The organism is Sphingomonas azotifigens NBRC 15497, from assembly GCF_002091475.1.
Taxonomy (GTDB): Bacteria; Pseudomonadota; Alphaproteobacteria; order Sphingomonadales; family Sphingomonadaceae; genus Sphingomonas; species Sphingomonas azotifigens.
The window spans coordinates 77,914-95,737 of the sequence record NZ_BCTR01000014.1 but is presented as its reverse complement, the minus strand read 5'-3'; the positions used below and the strand labels follow the sequence as shown (position 1 = coordinate 95,737).

Annotated in this window: 14 protein-coding genes; 9 read left to right on the top strand and 5 right to left on the bottom strand. The window is 67.4% G+C overall.

Annotated elements, in window-relative coordinates:
- Positions 1-60: 60 nt before the first annotated feature.
- Positions 61-444 (bottom strand): hypothetical protein, encoded by a 384-nt coding sequence (locus tag SAZ01S_RS06795; RefSeq protein WP_084581308.1) that lies wholly within the window; start codon positions 442-444, stop codon positions 61-63.
- A gap of 194 nt (positions 445-638) precedes the next feature.
- Here SAZ01S_RS06795 and SAZ01S_RS06790 point away from each other — a divergent pair, with 194 nt between their 5' ends.
- The 5 genes from SAZ01S_RS06790 to fabI all read left to right on the top strand — a co-directional run bounded on the left by SAZ01S_RS06790 (position 639) and on the right by fabI (position 6,585).
- Positions 639-1,352, top strand: a complete 714-nt coding sequence (locus SAZ01S_RS06790) for a TetR/AcrR family transcriptional regulator (protein WP_167693096.1) — start codon at positions 639-641, stop codon at positions 1,350-1,352.
- A 92-nt stretch (positions 1,353-1,444) separates the two neighbouring features.
- Positions 1,445-3,205 carry a PHA/PHB synthase family protein gene (locus SAZ01S_RS06785; protein ID WP_084581304.1) on the top strand — a complete coding sequence of 587 codons (1,761 nt, stop codon included), beginning with the start codon at positions 1,445-1,447 and terminating at the stop codon, positions 3,203-3,205.
- Position 3,206: 1 nt separating this feature from the next.
- A complete protein-coding gene (locus tag SAZ01S_RS06780; protein ID WP_084581302.1) occupies positions 3,207-4,628 on the top strand; it encodes a bifunctional enoyl-CoA hydratase/phosphate acetyltransferase in 1,422 nt (473 codons plus the stop codon).
- Positions 4,625-5,815: an acetate/propionate family kinase gene (locus SAZ01S_RS06775; protein ID WP_084581577.1), complete on the top strand. Its 1,191-nt coding sequence runs from the start codon at positions 4,625-4,627 to the stop codon at positions 5,813-5,815. The genes SAZ01S_RS06780 and SAZ01S_RS06775 overlap by 4 nt, the downstream gene beginning before the upstream one ends.
- Entirely contained in the window at positions 5,812-6,585 is a 774-nt protein-coding gene (gene fabI / locus SAZ01S_RS06770; protein ID WP_084581300.1) for an enoyl-ACP reductase FabI, read from the top strand. The genes SAZ01S_RS06775 and fabI overlap by 4 nt, the downstream gene beginning before the upstream one ends.
- A 215-nt stretch (positions 6,586-6,800) precedes the next feature.
- On the opposite strand, the gene chrA is transcribed toward fabI, so the two are convergent.
- The 4 genes from chrA to bktB form a co-directional block, all read right to left on the bottom strand.
- A complete protein-coding gene (gene chrA / locus SAZ01S_RS06765) occupies positions 6,801-8,204 on the bottom strand; it encodes a chromate efflux transporter (RefSeq protein WP_084581298.1) in 1,404 nt (467 codons plus the stop codon).
- Entirely contained in the window at positions 8,201-9,019 is an 819-nt protein-coding gene (locus SAZ01S_RS06760; RefSeq protein WP_084581296.1) for a chromate resistance protein ChrB domain-containing protein, read from the bottom strand. Before SAZ01S_RS06760 ends, chrA begins: the two co-directional genes overlap by 4 nt.
- Positions 9,020-9,123: 104 nt before the next feature.
- A complete protein-coding gene (locus SAZ01S_RS06755) occupies positions 9,124-9,882 on the bottom strand; it encodes an RBBP9/YdeN family alpha/beta hydrolase (protein WP_245824667.1) in 759 nt (252 codons plus the stop codon).
- A 283-nt stretch (positions 9,883-10,165) separates the two neighbouring features.
- Complete coding sequence (gene bktB, locus SAZ01S_RS06750) at positions 10,166-11,344, bottom strand: beta-ketothiolase BktB (RefSeq protein ID WP_084581573.1); 1,179 nt, start codon at positions 11,342-11,344, stop codon at positions 10,166-10,168.
- A 394-nt stretch (positions 11,345-11,738) separates the two neighbouring features.
- Between bktB and SAZ01S_RS06745 the strand changes: the two genes are divergently transcribed.
- The 4 genes from SAZ01S_RS06745 (at position 11,739) to SAZ01S_RS06730 (ending at position 17,812) form a co-directional block, all read left to right on the top strand.
- Positions 11,739-12,368 (top strand): TetR/AcrR family transcriptional regulator, encoded by a 630-nt coding sequence (locus tag SAZ01S_RS06745; protein WP_084581294.1) that lies wholly within the window; start codon positions 11,739-11,741, stop codon positions 12,366-12,368.
- Between the two features lie 468 nt (positions 12,369-12,836).
- Positions 12,837-14,240, top strand: coding sequence for an aldehyde dehydrogenase family protein (locus SAZ01S_RS06740; RefSeq protein ID WP_084581292.1), 1,404 nt, complete (start codon positions 12,837-12,839; stop codon positions 14,238-14,240).
- A gap of 70 nt (positions 14,241-14,310) precedes the next feature.
- Positions 14,311-15,390, top strand: a complete 1,080-nt coding sequence (locus tag SAZ01S_RS06735; protein ID WP_084581290.1) for a Zn-dependent alcohol dehydrogenase — start codon at positions 14,311-14,313, stop codon at positions 15,388-15,390.
- 70 nt (positions 15,391-15,460) lie between these two features.
- Positions 15,461-17,812, top strand: coding sequence for a TonB-dependent receptor (locus tag SAZ01S_RS06730; RefSeq protein ID WP_084581288.1), 2,352 nt, complete (start codon positions 15,461-15,463; stop codon positions 17,810-17,812).
- The last annotated feature ends 12 nt before the right edge of the window (positions 17,813-17,824 follow it).

The window sequence follows — 17,824 nt, the reverse complement described above, 5'->3', positions numbered from 1 at the left end:
TTGCCCTTTCCGCTGGAGGGCGGGAGACCCGTCATCGGGGCGGGTCGAGGTGGGGATGTGTCAGGCCGGCTTGGCCGGCGCGGCAGGGGCGGCCGGGGGAATAGTCACGGCGCGTTCGAGCATGGAGAGCCAGGCATCGGGCGCGAAGGCTTCCCGCCACGCCGCCTGCCATTCCGCCAGCGCCTCGCGGGTCTCGGCGGCATGCTGTTCGGCCTTGGCACGCAAGGTATCGGTGACTGCGGTCAGGTGGGCGTGCGCGGAAGCGGTCTTGCCCGCAGCCGCGTCGCCCTGGGGGGTGGTGGCCTGCCCGAATGCGGATTGGCCCGCCTCGGTGGTCGCCGCGATCCAGTCGTGGCCGGCGGCGCGGGTGATCTCCGCGAGGCGCAGTGCGAGCTGGCCATGGGCTCGGGCAAGCGCGACGAATGGATCGATCGGATAGGACATGGACAAACCCCTTGTTCTTGCCTGCCACCGGCACATCCGCGACGGGCAGGCTGCGGCGCGAGATACGCCGCGCCGCAGACCGTACGCTCAAGGTCGGATAGGCTCCTCTGACTGGCCTGGGGATGACGCACCGCAGCGGAAGCGACCATGCGGAACTATACTTACCGGGGTCGTTATTCGCGGCGGTGCTGGCCATGGCGTTCAGCGGTCTGGCCAATTATGATGGCGCGATGACACAGGATTCCAGGGCCGGCGTGGAATGCGCGCTGGCACCGCGCGGCCCCAAGGGAGGACGCCCGACACGCGAAGTCGCCGCCCAGCTCGGCGGCCATATCCTCGAGGTGGCCTTTCGGCAGTTCACCGCCAACGGCGTGGATGGTACCAGCATGGAGGACATCGCCGCCGCGGCGGGTGTTTCCAAGCGCACGCTCTATGCTCGGTTCGGATCGAAGCTGGCGCTGGTGCAGGCGGTGATCGCGCTGGGCGTCGATCGGCAACGGCGACGGATCGTCTCGAGCATTCCTGCCGGGGGTGTCCGCATGCGGCTGGCGGCGGCGCTGCGCAAGCTTCTCGATGCGTCATTGCAGCCGGAGGTGATCGGCCTCACCGAACTGATCCATTGGTTCAACCTGAACACGCGCGATCTGCCCGCGCAGCACCGTTCCTCCGGAGTCGAGCACGCGTTTGAGATGATCGAGGCGATCCTGCTCGAATCGCCGCGTGCCCGCGCGCTTCCGGCCGAGGCGCTACGTTCGGTATCGACGCTGCTGCTCGATCTTGCGGTGACGATTCCGCGCGAACGTATCCTGCGCCGGTACGACATGGAGAACACCCCGGCGGCCAAGGCAGCCTTTATCGAACAGACGCTGGCGCTGCTCGGCGCGGGGATGCCGTATCTCGACGACTGAGCGGTAGAAAGTAAACCGCCTAGTGTCATTACGTAGTGCGAATCCCGCTCTGGCGGGCGAAGCGTGCGGCCTCGATGGCAAGGGAGCACGCGATGACGACGACCGTTGCGACGAAAACCATGGGAGACCCGCTCGACGGGATCGGCGAGACGCTGGACCGCGCGGCGGCGGCCACCATCGCGCAGGCGACGCACGGCCTATCGCCGGGCACGCTGGCCCAGGGCTGGTTCGACTGGGCGTTCCATCTCGCAGTGGCGCCGGGGAAGCAGTTGCAGCTGGGCGCCAAGCTCGCCCGCAAATATACCCGGTTGCTCGACTATGCGGTTCGCCGCGCGCAGGACCCACAGGCGGCGCCGGCGATCGAACCGTTGCCGCAGGACCGCCGCTTCGCCGATCCGGCATGGCGCGAGGCACCGTTCGACCTGCTGGCGCAGGGCTTTCTGCTCAACCAGCAATGGTGGTCCGCCGCCACCACCGGCGTGCGCGGCGTGTCGCGCCACCATGAGGAGATGGTGGAATTCGCCACCCGCCAGATTCTCGACATGGCGGCGCCGACCAACTTCCTGGCGACCAACCCGGTGCTGCAGCGCCGGATCCTCGAGACCGGCGGCCAGTGCCTGGTCGACGGGATGCGGAACCTGATCGAGGATGTGCAGCAGCTCGTCCGCGGCCAGCCGGCGGCGGGACGCGAGCGCTTCCGTCCGGGCCACGAGGTGGCAGTGACGCCGGGCAAGATCGTCTTCCGCAACGCGCTCGCCGAACTGATCCAATATGTCCCGACCACCGAGACGGTGCGGCCGGAGCCGATCCTGATCGTGCCGGCCTGGATCATGAAATACTACATCCTCGACCTGTCGCCGGAAAACTCGCTGGTCCGCTGGCTCACCGGCCAGGGGTTCACCGTGTTCATGCTGTCGTGGCACAATCCCGACGGCGCCGACCGCAATCTCGACATGGATGCCTATCGCCGGATGGGGCCGATGGCGGCGCTCGATGCGATCCAAGCGATCACCGGCGCGGAGAAGGTCCACGCCGCCGGCTATTGCCTGGGCGGTACGCTGCTGTCGATCGCTGCAGCGGCGATGGCGCGCGACGGCGACACGCGGCTGGCGAGCATCAGCCTGTTCGCCGCGCAGACCGAGTTCACCGAGCCCGGCGAGCTGGGCATGTTCATCGACGAGGGCCAGCTCAACCTGCTCGAGAACATGATGTGGAGCCAGGGCTTTCTCGATAGCAGCCAGATGGGCGGGGCGTTCCAGCTGTTGCGATCGAACGACCTGGTCTGGTCGCGGGTGCTCGGCACCTATCTGATGGGCGAGCGCGAGCCGGTGAACGACCTCATGGCGTGGAATGCCGACGGCACGCGCATGCCCTATGCGATGCACACCGAATATCTGCGCCGCCTGTTCCTCGACGACGAACTGGCACGCGGCAAATATTGCGTGGACGGACGGATGGTGACGCTGGCGGCGGTGCACGCGCCGATGTTCGTCGTCGGCACCGAGCGCGACCATGTCGCGCCCTGGCGTTCGGTCCACAAGATCCACCTGCTGAGCCCGGCGGAGATCTGCTTCGTGCTGACCAGCGGCGGCCATAATGCCGGCATCGTCTCCGAACCCGGCCACAAGGGACGGCATTACCGCATGCGCACCCGGCCGCAGGACGGCGGCTATGTCGAGCCCGACGCCTGGGAAGGCATGGCCGAGCCGCACACCGGCTCGTGGTGGACCGCCTGGGGCGAATGGCTGGCGGCGCGATCGGGCGCGCCGGTGCCGCCACCGCCGCTCGGCGCCGCCGACAAGGGCTTCCCCGCGCTGGCCGATGCGCCTGGCGCCTATGTGCTGGAGCAGTGACATGACCGATCCCGCGATGATCGAGAACCGCACCTTCGACGAAATCCGGGTAGGGGACACGGCCAGCATCACCCGCACGCTGACCGAACAGGACATCCAGTTGTTCGCACTGGTTTCCGGCGATGTGAACCCGGCCCATCTCGACGCCGATTTCGCTGCGACCGACATGTTCCACCGAGTGATCGCGCACGGCATGTGGGGCGGCGGGCTGATCTCCGCCGTGCTCGGCACCGAGCTGCCGGGGCCGGGGGCGATCTATCTCGGCCAGTCGCTGCGCTTCTGCCGCCCGGTCGGACTCGGCGACACGATCACCGCTTCGGTGACGGTGACCGAGAAGCGCGATGCCCATCATGGCATCACGCTCGATTGCCGCTGCATCAACCAGGCGGGCGAGGAGGTGATCACCGGCGTGGCCGAGGTCAAGGCGCCGAGCGAGAAGATCCGCCGGCCGCGGGTGGCGCTGCCCGAGGTGCGGCTCCGCGACCATGACGGCTATCGCCGGCTGATCGAGATGACCGCGGGCAGCACCCCCGAGCCGACCGCCGTGGCACATCCCTGCACCGCGGCGGCGCTGATCGCGGCGGTGGAGGCGGCCGAGGCCGGGCTGATCGCGCCGATCCTGGTCGGGCCGCCGGAGAAGATCGCCCATGCCGCGCAGGAAGCGGGCAAGGACATCAGCGGTTACCGGCTCGTCGCGGCCGAGCACAGCCATGATGCCGCCGCCAAGGCCGTGGCGCTGGTCCATGCGGGCGAGGCGCGGCTGCTGATGAAGGGCTCGCTCCACACCGACGAACTGATGGGCGCGGTGGTCCGATCGGCGAGCGGGCTGCGCACCGAGCGGCGGATCAGCCATGCCTATGTGATGGACGTGCCCGGCCATCCGACGCCGCTGATCATCACCGACGCGGCGATCAACATCGCGCCGTCGCTGGAGGAAAAGGCCGATATCGTCCGCAACGCGATCGATCTGGCGCACGGCATCGGCATCGCCTGTCCGCGCGTCGCGATCCTCTGCGCGGTCGAGACGGTGAACCCGGCGATGCCCTCCACGCTCGATGCCGCCGCGCTCTGCAAGATGGCCGATCGCGGCCAGATCAGCGGCGGCGTGCTCGACGGGCCGCTGGCGTTTGACAATGCGATCAGCGAGGCGGCCGCCGCCGAAAAGGGCATCGGCTCGCCGGTGGCCGGCAAGGCCGAGATTTTGCTGGTCCCCGATCTGGAGGCGGGCAACATGCTGGCCAAGCAGCTCACCTTCCTCGGCAGCGCGGATGCGGCCGGGATCGTGCTGGGCGCGCGGGTGCCGATCATCCTCACCAGCCGTGCCGACAGCCTGCGCACCCGGCTCGCGTCGTGCGCGCTGGCGGTGCTGATGGCGCGCGGCGGCAGCGGCGCAGCGCCGGGCGTGCCGCAGGTGCGGCCATGAAGGCGATCGTCAGCCTCAACGCCGGCTCGTCGAGCATAAAGTTCGCGCTCTACGCGCTGACCGGAAACGGCCCGCTCGCGCTGGCGGCGAGCGGCAAGATCGAGAAGATCGGCATCGCCCCGCGGCTGGTGGCGCGGACCAGCGACGGCACGGTGCTGCTCGAACGCGACTGGCCCGATGGCGCGGCGATGACCCATGCCGATCTGCTCGGCGCGCTGTTCGCCTGGTCGGCCGCGTACCCGCTGGAGGGGCGCGAGGTGATCGCGGTCGGCCACCGGGTGGTCCATGGCGGCACCGCTTTCGCCGCGCCGATGCGGGTGGATGCGGCGCTGCTCGACGCGCTGGAGGCGCTGTGCCCGCTGGCGCCGCTGCACCAGCCGCACAATCTCGCTGCGATCCGGGCGATCGCCGCACTCGATCCCGCGCTGCCGCAGGTCGCCTGTTTCGATACCGGCTTCCACCAGGGGCGCCCCGAACTCGCCACGCGGCTGGCCCTGCCGCGCGCGCTGCACGATCAGGGCGTGCGGCGTTACGGCTTTCACGGCCTCTCCTACGAATATGTCGCGCGGCGGCTGGCCGAACTCGACCCTGCACTCGCCGCCGGCCGGGTGATCGTCGCCCATCTCGGCAATGGCGCGAGCCTGTGCGCGATGACCGGCGGGCGCAGCGTCGACACGACGATGGGCTTCACCGCCCTCGACGGTCTGATGATGGGCACGCGCTGCGGCAGCATCGATCCCGGCGTGGTGCTGCATCTGCAGACGCAGCTCGGCATGTCGGCGGCGGCGGTGGAGGCGATGCTCTACCACGACTCCGGGCTGCTCGGCGTCTCCGGCATCTCCAGCGACATGCGCACGCTGGCGGCGAGCCGCGATCCGCGTGCCGAGGAAGCGATCGCGCTGTTCGTATGGCGCGCGGTGCGCGAGATCGGCGCGTTGGCGGCGGTGCTGGGCGGACTGGACGGCATCGTCTTCACCGCCGGCATCGGCGAGAACGACGCCGAGGTGCGCCGCCGGATCTGCGCCGGGATTGCCTGGCTGGGAGTGACGCTCGACGAGGGGGGCAATGTGGCCCACGCGCCGCGGATCAGCCGCCCCGACAGCCGCATCGCCGTCCATATCATCCCGACCGACGAGGAACGCATGATTGCCCTGCACACCCGCGCCGCGCTGGAGGCCTCCGCATGACACCGCTCGTCGATCTGCGCGGCAAGCGCGGGCTCGTTATCGGCATCGCCAATGGCGACAGCATCGCTGCCGGCTGTGCGCGCGCCTTTGCCCGTTGTGGCGCGCGGCTGGGCGCCAGCTATCTCAACGAAAAGGCTAGGCCGTTCGTCGCGCCGGTCGCCGAGGCACTGGGGGTGGAGTGGCTCGCCCCGTGCGACGTGCGCGTGCCGGGCCAGATCGAGGCGCTGTTCGGCGAAGCGGAGCGGCACTGGGGCGGGCTCGACTTCGTGCTCCATTCGATCGCCTTCGCGCCGCGCGACGATCTCCACGGCCGCGTCGTCGATTGCTCCGCCGAGGGCTTCGGGCTGGCGATGGACGTGTCGTGCCACAGCTTCCTGCGCATGGCGAAACTGGCCGAGCCGCTGATGGGGCAGGGCGGCTGCCTGCTCTGCGTGACCTTTTACGGTTCGGAACGGGTGGTCGAGCACTACAACCTGATGGGGCCGGTCAAGGCAGCGCTGGAAAGCGCGACCCGCTATGTCGCCGCCGAACTCGGCCCCAAGGGCATTCGCGCCCATGCGATTTCGCCGGGCCCGATCGCGACGCGCGCGGCGAGCGGAATCGACCGGTTCGACGCGCTGCTCGATCGCGCCGCCGCGCTGGCACCCGAGCACCATCGGGTCGATGTCGATGACGTCGGCGCGCTCGCGGCCTTTCTGGCCAGCGATGCGGCCCGACGGATCACCGGCACAATTGTGCCGGTCGATGGCGGTCAGCATCTGATGGCGTGAGGTCAGGCGGGCTGCAGGATGGACGCAAGAGCAGGTCGCCGATCGGGGCCCAGCGTCGCAACATCCGGCTGCCGGTCCCACAACCAAGATCCACGTCGTACCGCATCACCGCCATCACTTGCTCCGCGTCTCGACACGGATCCCTATGAATCGCCGATCAACTCCTTTGGCAATCCCGAATGTCGATCCGCGCTAGCGAATGGAGCGCAGCCGCCTCACCCGATCGTACCCGTCGCATGGAGCGCCAGCCCGGCCAGCGAGGTGCCCAGCAAGGTCGTGATGACTCCCGCGCGCATCCTGAAGATCGCATAGGCCGCGCCCAAGGCGAGCGCGAGCGCCGCGGGATCGATGCTGTGCAGCACCGGCGCGTCGAACCGGATCGGTCCGAAGGATAGGGGCATGGTCGCGCGAAACAGCGTGTGCAGCGCGAACCAGATCGCGAGATTGAGCACGACGCCGACCACGGCCGCCGTGATCGCCGAGAGGGCGCCCGCGACCGCGACATTGCCGCGCAGCCGCTCGATGAACGGCGCGCCCAGAAAGATCCACAGGAAGCAGGGCACGAACGTCACCCAGGTGGCGAGCAGGCCGCCCAGCGTCCCGGCGAGCAGCGGCGACAGCCCGCCGGCGTCGCGATAGGCGCCCAGGAAGCCCACGAACTGCAGCACCATGATCAGCGGCCCCGGGGTCGTTTCCGCCATGCCGAGGCCGTCGAGCATCTCCTTGGGGCCCAGCCAGTGATAGCCCTGGACCGCCTGTTGCGCGACATAGGCGAGCACGGCATAGGCACCACCGAAGGTGACCGTCGCCATGGTCGAGAAGAAGGTGGCGATCCGGCTGAACACGTTCCCCGGCCCCAGCGCGCCGACCAGCGCAGCGACCGGCACCAGCCATAGCGCCAGCCAGACCAGTGCGGTGCGGAGCGTTTCCCGCCAGCTCGGGCGCGCATGGTCCGGCAGTGCCTCGCCCAGCAGCGTATCCGCATCGGCGACGACATTGTCCTTGGCCCCGCCGTGCCCGCCGCCGCGAAAGGCGGTGCTGCCTCGCCGCGTCGACCCCCAGCCGATCAGACCTGCCCCGAGGATGATGGCGGGGAAGGGGGCACCGACGAAGAAGATCAGCACGAAGGCCGCAGCCGCCAGCAGCCGGGCCGGGCCGCTGCGGAGCGCACGGCTGCCGATCCGAACGACGGCCTGGAGAACCACGGCCAGCACCGCCGCCTTCAGCCCGAAGAACAGTGCCGACACCGCGCCGATCCGCCCATACAGCACGTAGATCCAGCTCAGCGCCATGATCGCCACGGCGCCGGGAAGAACGAACAGCACGCCGGCGACGATGCCGCCCCTGGTCCGGTGCATCAGCCAGCCGATATAGGTGGCGAGCTGCTGCGCCTCCGGGCCGGGCAGCAGCATGCAATAGTTGAGCGCGTGGAGGAAGCGCTGCTCGCCGATCCAGCGCTTCTCGTCGACCAGGATGCGGTGCATCACCGCGATCTGCCCGGCCGGGCCGCCGAACGACAGCATCGCGATCCGCAGCCAGACCCAGAAGGCCTGGTGCAACGTCACCGGCTCCGGCCGAGTGGGAGATACGACCTCGCCCGCTGCCGAGGTCGCGGTCATGCCGGCACCTTCGCGTGCGCGGGCTGGTGCGAGGACCAGTTGTGTTTTTCCTCCTGCGCGTCGCGGCACCAGCGATAGAGCGCGTCATAGACCAGCATGCCGGCCTCCAGTTGCGCATGATCATCGGCATGCGTGCGGGACAGGCCGAGCGAGATCGCCAGCAGGCCTGCGGCCTCGGGGGCGAGATCGAGCCGATCGGTGTCCGCGCCCCGCACGATCGCGGCGAGCCGGGCCAGCGGCGCCTGACCTTCAAGGCCGAACGCCTCCACCATCACGTCGAAGGTGCAGCGTTCGCCGCGATGGCTCCAGAAGACGCGCTCGTCGGCGATGTCGAAGGGCTCGGCCCCGCTCTCGGTGGCGACCCGCAATACGTCTGCGGGCGCCACGAACAGAAAGCGCGCGTCGGGATCGACGAAGCGGCGGATCAGCCAGGGGCAGGCGATGCGATCGACCTTGGGCCGGGCGCGGGTGACCCACCAGGTGCGGCCGTCCGCGTGCCGCGGCGGCAGATGGGCAAGCGACACGGTGGGCCATCCCCCCGCCAGCCACGCCGCGAAGCCGCCTTCGAGCACCTCGGCTGCCAATCCGTCGCTGCGGAGAACGGCCGCCCTGGTTGCGGCCGCACCGCTGCCGTCTTCATCGACGACGACGATGGAAGGTGCGTCGGACCGGCCGTCAGGGTCGTGCGGCAGTGAGAAGGTCGCGCCCGGGATGGTCTCGGAGGGCGCATCGCGCAGGTCGAGGATGCGGGGCGATCCGTGCAGCCCGACCAGGCGTGCGAGCTTTTCCGGAGCGATGGCGTTCGGTGCAGGCATGACGCGTCCCTTGCGTAGTGGTGCCGGACGCGATTCTCTGGCTGACGCCTCGTGGGGAAATCGCCATCCCCATGCGGACCATCAGCCATGTCGCCAAGCCGTTGTCAATCGCCGGTGTCGATCCCGAACGACCGAGCGCCGCGCACCACGCCATCATCGAAGAACATGGCAGCGGGAGGCAATGGCACGCGCGCCCGGCCCCGTCCCCGAACGGCGTGGGAAGGGATGCGTTTCGATCCGTGGCGGTGTTTCGCGAGCAGGTCCGCCGCCAGGCGGCTCAACTGGTTGCGATCGCGCGTCCCGCCGATCAGGAGCGGCAACAGCGCCTGCCCTTCCTCCCATTCGGCAATGTCGGAGTCGGCGTTGATGTGGCCGAGATCGCCGGCATCGAGGAACGCCGCGCCCCTTTGATCGGCGATCTCGCGCGAGCGGTCGATCGTCGCATAGGGATCGTCGCGGCTGGCGACGACGAGCGCCGGAAAGGCGAAGGCGACATCCGGATTGGGGGCAAACCGATCGAGCCGGCGATCGACGTCCTGCTGGTCGACATCGGGCGGCGCCACCAGCAGCGCGCCGCGCACCGAAGGAACCGCGCTCGCCCCCAGCAGCCGGGCCCACCAGGCGACCGCCTGACATCCCAGGCTGTGCGCGACGAGCACGACATCACCGCCGGCCTCATGAACGGCCTGGTCCAGCCGGCTGATCCAGACGTTGCGGATGGGATCGTCCCAGCACCCCAGCTCGACGCGGTAGCAATCTTCCAGGTCGCGTTCCCATTCCGTCTGCCAATGCCGGGCCCCCGAACCATCGATGCCGGGGACGATGAGCAGCTTGATCGGATCTTGTTCGGCGAGCGTCATCATTTGGGCTCCTTGCTTCGCCACCAAGTCGATCCAGCTGAATCGCGAGTCGGCGAAATCTCAGAGTCCTACCATGCCATAAATCCTATCATTGCGATGGGAATTATAGCATGCGTGCAGTGACGGCGTTCGGCGGTTATCCCGCACGATGCATGGACGGCCGCTGCGGTGGACGGGCTTCGCGTAGCGATGCGCACCGGTCGGGTGCATCCATGCGTTCGGGCTGTTCGCGCAGCACCGCATGGCTGCTGGCCCTGATGAAGTTCCGCTCCTCGCTTTAGTGGAATCAGAGTCGCTCGATCACCATGGCGATTCCCTGGCCGCCGCCGATGCACATCGTGATCAGGCCGAGCCTGCCGCCGCTGCGCTCCAGTTCATAGAGCGTCTTGACGGTCAGGATGGCGCCGGTCGCCCCCACGGGATGGCCGAGCGCGATGCCCGAGCCGTTGATGTTGGTACGGGCCTGATCGAAGCCGAGCTGGGACGCGACCGCGCAGGCCTGGGCTGCGAAGGCTTCGTTGGATTCGATCACGTCGATGGCGTCGAGCGCCACGCCCGCCCGTGCCAGGGCGACCGGCACCGCCTGCACCGGCCCCAGCCCCATGACGCCGGGCTCGACGCCGGCATGGCCCCAGCCGAGAATGCGCGCCCAGGGCTTGAGGCCCAGCCGATCGGCCGCAGCGCGCGAGGCGAGCACGACGGCGGCTGCGCCATCGTTGATGCCGGAGGCGTTGCCGGCAGTCACGCTGCCGTCCTTCCGGAACACCGGGCGGAGCCGGGCGAGATCCTCCAGCGAGGTGTCGCCGCGGACATGCTCGTCCGTATCGAACAGCGTCGTCTCGCCGCGCCGGCGGACCGGGACCGGCACGATCTGCGTGGCGAAGCGCCCCTCGGCGATGGCGCGTGCGGCGCGCCGGTGGCTCTCGATCGCCAGCGCATCCTGCGCCTCGCGCGCGATGCCGCATTGCACGGCGACATTTTCCGCCGTCACGCCCATGTGCGATCCTTCGAACGGGTCCGAGAGCGAGCGCGTCAGTGCGTCGAGCATCGCCGCGTCGCCCATTTTGCGGCCGAACCGCAGGTCCGTCACATAAAAGGGCGCCTGGCTCATATTCTCCGCGCCGCCGCCGACCGCGACTTCATATTCGCCCAGCAGGATTCCCTGGGCCGCGGAGACGATCGCCTGCAGGCCCGAGCCGCACAGGCGATTTACCGTCAGCGCGGGGGTGGTTACCGGCACGCCGGCGTTTACCGCGGCGACCCGCGCGATATAGGCGTCGGCGGGCGTGGAGGGAATGACGTTGCCCAGCACGACGTGCCCGACCGTTTCCGGCGCGAGACTGGCGCGCGCCAGCGCTTCGCGGATGACGATTTCGCCGAGCGTGGCGGCCGAGACGTCCTTCAGCGATCCGCCGAAGCTTCCTACCGCAGTCCGCGCACCAGAAATCAAGAAAACATCGCTCATCGTCACGAACTCCCGCATCTGCCGATCGCGCCGAACTGCGCCCGTCGGCCTGGTCCTGCTCGGCACGAGGTCCGCACGCAGGGAGAGCGAGGTCGATGCGCAGCACCGGGCTGTCCTGCCCGGCTATTCCTTCCAAGGGAGGTTCCGGCAATGGAAGCACCTGCGCCATCACGCTTGTGAAGGATCTGCCGCGAGCCGGGTCCGTACGGGTAATCCCGGCTTTCCGGATCGCCCGGGGCGACTCATGGAAGGGGCCGATCGGGGGCGCGATCGGGCGTCTCTGCTGGCGGGGCTTGGCACGCGCAGCGCGCATCACATATGTGGTGACGGCGATGCTGTTGTCCCCGGGGCCGCATAGGGATGTGCATCGCCTGCAGCAAAAGGGACGTAATAGATGGAAGCCAGATCGAAATTGCGATCGGGGCGCATAGATACGGAAGAGGCGCAGCGCCGCCGCGCCCTTTTGCTGGAAACATCCTATGCCGAGTTTCTTCAGCATGGATTTACCGGTGCCAATCTTGACCGGATTGCATCCCGGTGCGGGATCAGCAAGATGACGATCTATCGCCAGATCGGCGACAAGGAGGCGCTGTTCAACCTAGCCTTGTCTGACTCCGTTGTTCAGATCACTTCCAGCTACCAGAAAATCATCGAGGAGGGTGGCAGTCCGCAAGAAACGATTCGCAAGATCGCTCAGATTGGCCGCGAGACCTCCTCTGGAGAGGCAATGGAGATGCTGCGGCTCGGAATCGCTGAGGCTCGCCGGTTTCCGGGGTTGCCAACAAGGATGCTGGAGCGGGTGGAGGAGGTGATGCAGCCACTCGCACTGTACTTGCAGAATATTCTCCCTGGGTCGATTTCATACGAGCATGCGATGCGGCATGCGAAGCTATTCATGACGATGACTACCGGCGGATTTCTGAAATTGCTGGGGTCGCCCGAGGCGGATACGTTCGAATGGGCCGATGATGCGGCCAGTTTGTTCCTCGCGGGCGCTGGAATCGCGAGCGCGCCCGCAAGCTGATGCGCACCGGCACGATGCCCGACCCTTGCCTCGCGCGCTAATTGATACTAACAAGTATCGTAACAAGAAATCGAACCGTAAGGCGAGGGTGTGATGGGCGTTGTCCAGGACCGGGTGCATGTGCCGGCCATCGTGCCAGCGAATGAAAGCGTAGTGCGCAAGACATTTGCGTGCCCGTGTATCTGCGCTTCTTCTTCTCCAATTCCTTTGACGCTGCCCGGCGAGCGAACCGCATATTCTTGATTGCATGATGCAGCTGCCGGAGAACCGCGTTTCGTCTGCGCCGTGCAGCCGCGACTAGGGCCGATGCGACTCCCGCGCTGACGGCACGACGGGCGAGGAAGAAGGCGGAAGCGCCTCCTTTTGGCGACGTCGCGCGACACGCCTCGAGCCGAGCAGCGGCAATCCAACCAATTTTCCGAACCTGAACCGCCTGGTCAGCGCGTGGCTGGGCAGATGGGAGTATGCATGCCTGATTTTCCGATGCTGATCGACGGCGCCCTGGTTGCCGGGGCCGCCGAGCTTCCCGTGCTGAACCCGGCGACCGAACAGGTGGTGGCGGTGGCGGCGCGGGCGGATGCCGCACAGATCGACGCCGCGGTCGCCGCCGCGAAGCGGGCGTTCCCGGCATGGGCCGCCCGTTCCTTTGCCGAACGCGCGGCCGTGATCACCGCGATTGCGGATGCGATCGAGGCCGGCCGCGACGAACTGGCGAGGCTGCTCACGCTCGAGCAGGGCAAGCCGATCCCGCAGGCGCAATGGGAAGTCGCGGGTGCGGTCGGCATGCTGCGCTATTACGCCAGCGTGGAATTGCCCGTGGAGGAAATCGAGGACGGGCCGCAGCGCCGCGTCGAGATTCACCGGCGCCCGCTCGGTGTGGTCGCGGCGATCGTCCCGTGGAACTTCCCGCTGGTGATGGTCGCCACCAAGATCGGCGCGGCGCTGATCACCGGCAACACCGTGGTCGCCAAGCCCGCCGCGACGACGCCGCTGACGACGCTGCGGCTGGGGGCGCTGGTGCGGGATCTGGTGCCCGCCGGCGTGCTCAACATCGTGGCCGATGCCAATGACCTGGGCAATGTGCTGACCGGCCATCCAGACGTGCGCAAAATCTCCTTCACCGGCTCTTCGGCAACCGGCCGCAAGGTCATGGCGACCGCCGCCGACGACCTGAAGCGGATCACCCTGGAACTGGGCGGCAACGACGCCGCGATCGTGTTGAACGATGTCGAGCCCGAAAAGGTCGTGCCGGCGCTGTTCCAGAGCGCGTTCATCAACAGCGGCCAGGTGTGCAGCGCGATCAAGCGGGTTTACGTGGAAAGCGAAGCGTATGACGCGATCGTCGATGGCCTGGCGGCGCTTGCCCGCGACGCGGTGGTCGGCAATGGGCTCGAACAGGGCGTCCAGTTCGGGCCGGTGCAGAATCGGGATCAGTATCGCCGCGTGCGCGCGCTGCTCGACGACGCGCGCGCGCAGGGCACCGTGGTCGCCGGCGGTGACGTTCCCGAAGGGCCTGGCTATTTCATCCCTCTGACGGTGGTTCGCGACATCGAGGATGGCGCGCGCCTCGTCGACGAGGAGCAGTTCGGCCCGGTGCTGCCGGTCATCCGGGTACAGGATGCAGAAGACGCGCTGCGCCGCGCCAACGCCTCGCCCTACGGCTTGGGCGGATCGGTCTGGTCCTCCGATGCCAAGCGGGCGGCCGCCATCGCGGCGCGGCTGGATAGCGGCACCGCCTGGGTCAACAAGCATCTCGATTATGGCCCCACCGTCCAGTTCGGCGGCGCCAAGGCCTCGGGGATCGGCGTCGAATTCGGCGTCGAGGGGCTGCGCGAATTCACCCAGGCCCATGTCGTGAACATCGCGAAATGACGATCGATCCCACTTATCAGGAGGCTGCTGCCATGACCCTTTCTCCCACGCCGACCGCGGAGACCGCCCGATGAAGGCCGCTGTCCTGCGCGAAATCGGCAAGCCGCTGTCAATCGAGGATGTCACCCTCGCCGATGTCGGACCGCGTGAAGTCCGCATCGCCAATCGTGCCGTCGGCGTCTGCCACTCCGATCTGCACTTCGCCGAGGGGGCGGTTCCCTATCCGCTGCCCGCCGTCCTCGGCCATGAGGCGGCCGGCATCGTGCTGGCTGTCGGCTCGGAGGTTCGCTCGGTGAAGCCGGGCGACCATGTCGTCACCTGCCTGTCCGCCTTTTGCGGGCATTGCCCGAATTGCGTCACCGGGCGGCTGGTGAACTGCAATACGGGCGAAACGCTGCGACCGCCCGAGGCGCCGCCGCGGCTCTCGCAGGGCGGGGAAGTGATCCACCAGTTCGTCAACCTGTCCTCCTTCGCCGAGGAGTCGCTGGTGCACGAGAATGCGTGCGTCGCCATCTCGCGTGACATGCCCTTCGATCGCGCCGCGGTGCTCGGCTGCGCGGTGACGACGGGGGCGGGGGCCGCGATCAACACTGCGGGCATCCGGCCCGGGCAGACGGTGGCGGTGATCGGCTGCGGCGGCGTCGGACTGTCGGCGGTCAACGGTGCCGCGCTGGCGGGTGCGGGCCGGATCATCGCGATCGATCGGCAGCCGGCCAAGTGCGAACTCGCGCGCCGGTTCGGCGCCACCGATATCGTCGTCGCATCGGACAATATGGTCGGCGAAGTGCTGGAGATGACCGCCGGCGGCGTGGATCACGCGATCGAGGCGATCGGCTTGCCGCAGACGGTCGCGGCCGCCTTCTACATGCTCCGCGCCGGCGGCACGGCCACCGTGTGCGGGATGATGCCGATGGGCGCCAAGGTCGAGATCGACGGGCTGGCGCTGTTGCAGGAACGCCGCCTGCAGGGTTCGAACATGGGGTCCAACCACTTCCCGGTCGATATCCCGCGCTATGTGCAGTTCTATCTGCAGGGGCGGCTCAAGCTCGACGAGCTCGTCTCGCATCACATCCGGCTCGACGAGATCGAGACCGCCTTCGACGAACTGCGGGGCGGCGCGAGCGCACGATCGGTGATCCTGATGGACTGAGTGGAACGCGCCGGCGCCGGATCAACGACGACAAGCAATCAACAACAAACGATAATATTTGGAGAGTGGGATGCAGAAATGGCTAGGGATGGCCGGCGTCGCGGCCATCGGTATCGCGGGGCCTGCCTTCGGGCAGGACAGCCCGCCGACGCGTGACCCCATCAAGGCGCAGGATGCCGGCCAGGCGTCTGCCGCCCCCCAGAGCGATGGCATCGCCGACATCATCGTCACTGCGCGCAAGACCGAGGAGAAGCTGCAACGGGTGCCGATCACGGTGACGGCGCTCAGTTCGGAAGGAATCCGGCAGCAGACGATCCAGACCACCAACGACGTCCAGTTTCACGTCGCCGGGCTGGTGCAATCGCCGGAGCCGCAGGGCGGGCAGCCGGATTTCGCGATCCGCGGGACCCGCCAGCAGGGCGCCATCGGCAGCCAGGGCGGCGTCGCGGTGTACATGGACTATACCCCGCTGCTGTCCACCAACGCGATCGCCTATTCGACCTATGACATGCAGTCGATCCAGGTGCTGAAGGGGCCGCAAGGCACGCTGTTCGGCAAGAATACCACCGGCGGCGCGATCATCTTCGCGCCGAACAAGCCGACGCAGCAATTCGAAGGCTTTGTTACCGGCAGCTACGGCAACTACAACCGCACCGAACTGACCGGCATGCTGAACGTGCCGCTTACCGAAACGCTGGTCGCGCGCGTCTCCGGCAGCTTTGTCCGCCGCGATGGCTATACCGAGAATGTGGCGACCACCGGAAACGGCCCCTCCAGCCTCGACAACGAGCGCCACGAATCCGGGCGTGCGATCCTGCGCTGGTCGCCGACCGACCGGCTCACCAACGATCTGGTCGCCGAATATACCCATATCCACAACAATCCGATCAAGGGCATCACCGTCGCGGTCGCTGCGCCGTGCACGCTGCTCTATGCCAATTGCGCGTCGGCGCTTGCCGAGCAGCAGAGCCTTGGCGCCAGAAAGGTCGATTTCGTCATCCCGCAGTTCGAACGCTCGCAGAACTGGGGCATCTCCGACACCGCAACCTATGATCTGGGCGCGCTGACGATCCGCAACATCTTCAGCTATCAGCGCAACAAGAACGACGATCTGGAAGACAATGACGGGTTGTCGACGGTACCGGTGCTGAGCGGGGAGAACCATACCCGTGGCCGATCCGTCACCAACGAGCTGGATTTCATCGGCAAGCTGTTCGACGACAAGCTCGATTACACGCTTGGCTTCTATTATTCGGACAGCCGGTTCGACCAGCACTTCAATGTCGGCGTCTTCGATCTGCAGTTCAATGCCGCCGGCGCGGTGACGGGCGGGCTGCCCTCCTATTTCGGCGCTTCGCCATCGATCGCAAACAACACCTTCTACACCCAGCAAAAGGCGGTGTTCGGCCAGCTCAACTACCATGTGACCGACCGGTTCACGATCACCGCGGGCACGCGCTACACGCACGAGCACCAGCGCGCGATCACGCAGCAGTTCATGGGCACGATCTCGCCGACCAACAACGCACTGCGCTGCCAGACGTCGGAATTCTTTGCGAACAATCCGGGGCTCGACAGCGCCGCCTGCGTCGTCCGGCGTGAGCAGGATTTCGATCCCATCACCTGGAACGTCAGCCTCAACTACCAGCTGCAGCCCATGACGCTGCTCTATGCCAGCGTCGGCCGCGGATTCCAGGCGGGCGGCTTCAACACGCAGATTCCGATGTCGCAGTACCAGTCCTACGCGGCCGAGACGGTGACGAGCTACGAGACCGGCCTGAAGTCCGACTGGCATCTCGGCGGGCGGCCGATCCGCACCAACCTCTCGGTGTTCCTGTCCAAATATGACAACCAGCAGCGCGTCATCAACGATACGCTGCCGGGCGGCAGGACGTTTATCGCGACGTTCAACGCGGCGAAATCGACCATTTACGGCGCCGAGTTGGAGGTGAACTATCTGCCGACGCCCGCGCTCGAGCTGTCGGGCTTCTACTCCTATATCCACGCCAAGTACGACAATTTCCTCAGCCCACCGATCGGCGTGAACGGCGGCCAGAACCTTTCCGATTCGGCCATTTCCTCCACGCCCAAGCAGACGCTCAGCGGCACGATCGCGTACAGCCTGGGCGTCGGAGCCGAGGGCAAGATCCGGGGGGCGCTGACCGGCTATTATCGATCGAGCACCTATACCAACGATCTTGTCCAGACTTCCTACACCCGGCTGCCGGGCTACACGCTGCTCAACGCCCGGATCGACGTGCTGAAGCTGGCCCCGGTCGATATCGGGCTGTGGATGAACAACGTCACCAACAAGCTGTACAAGGTGTTCGGCTTCGACACGCTGACCAATGCGCTCGGCTACGCCACCGCCCAATATGGCGCGCCCCGCACGTTCGGCGCGGACGTCACGTTCAAGTTCTGACGGCGTAGGATC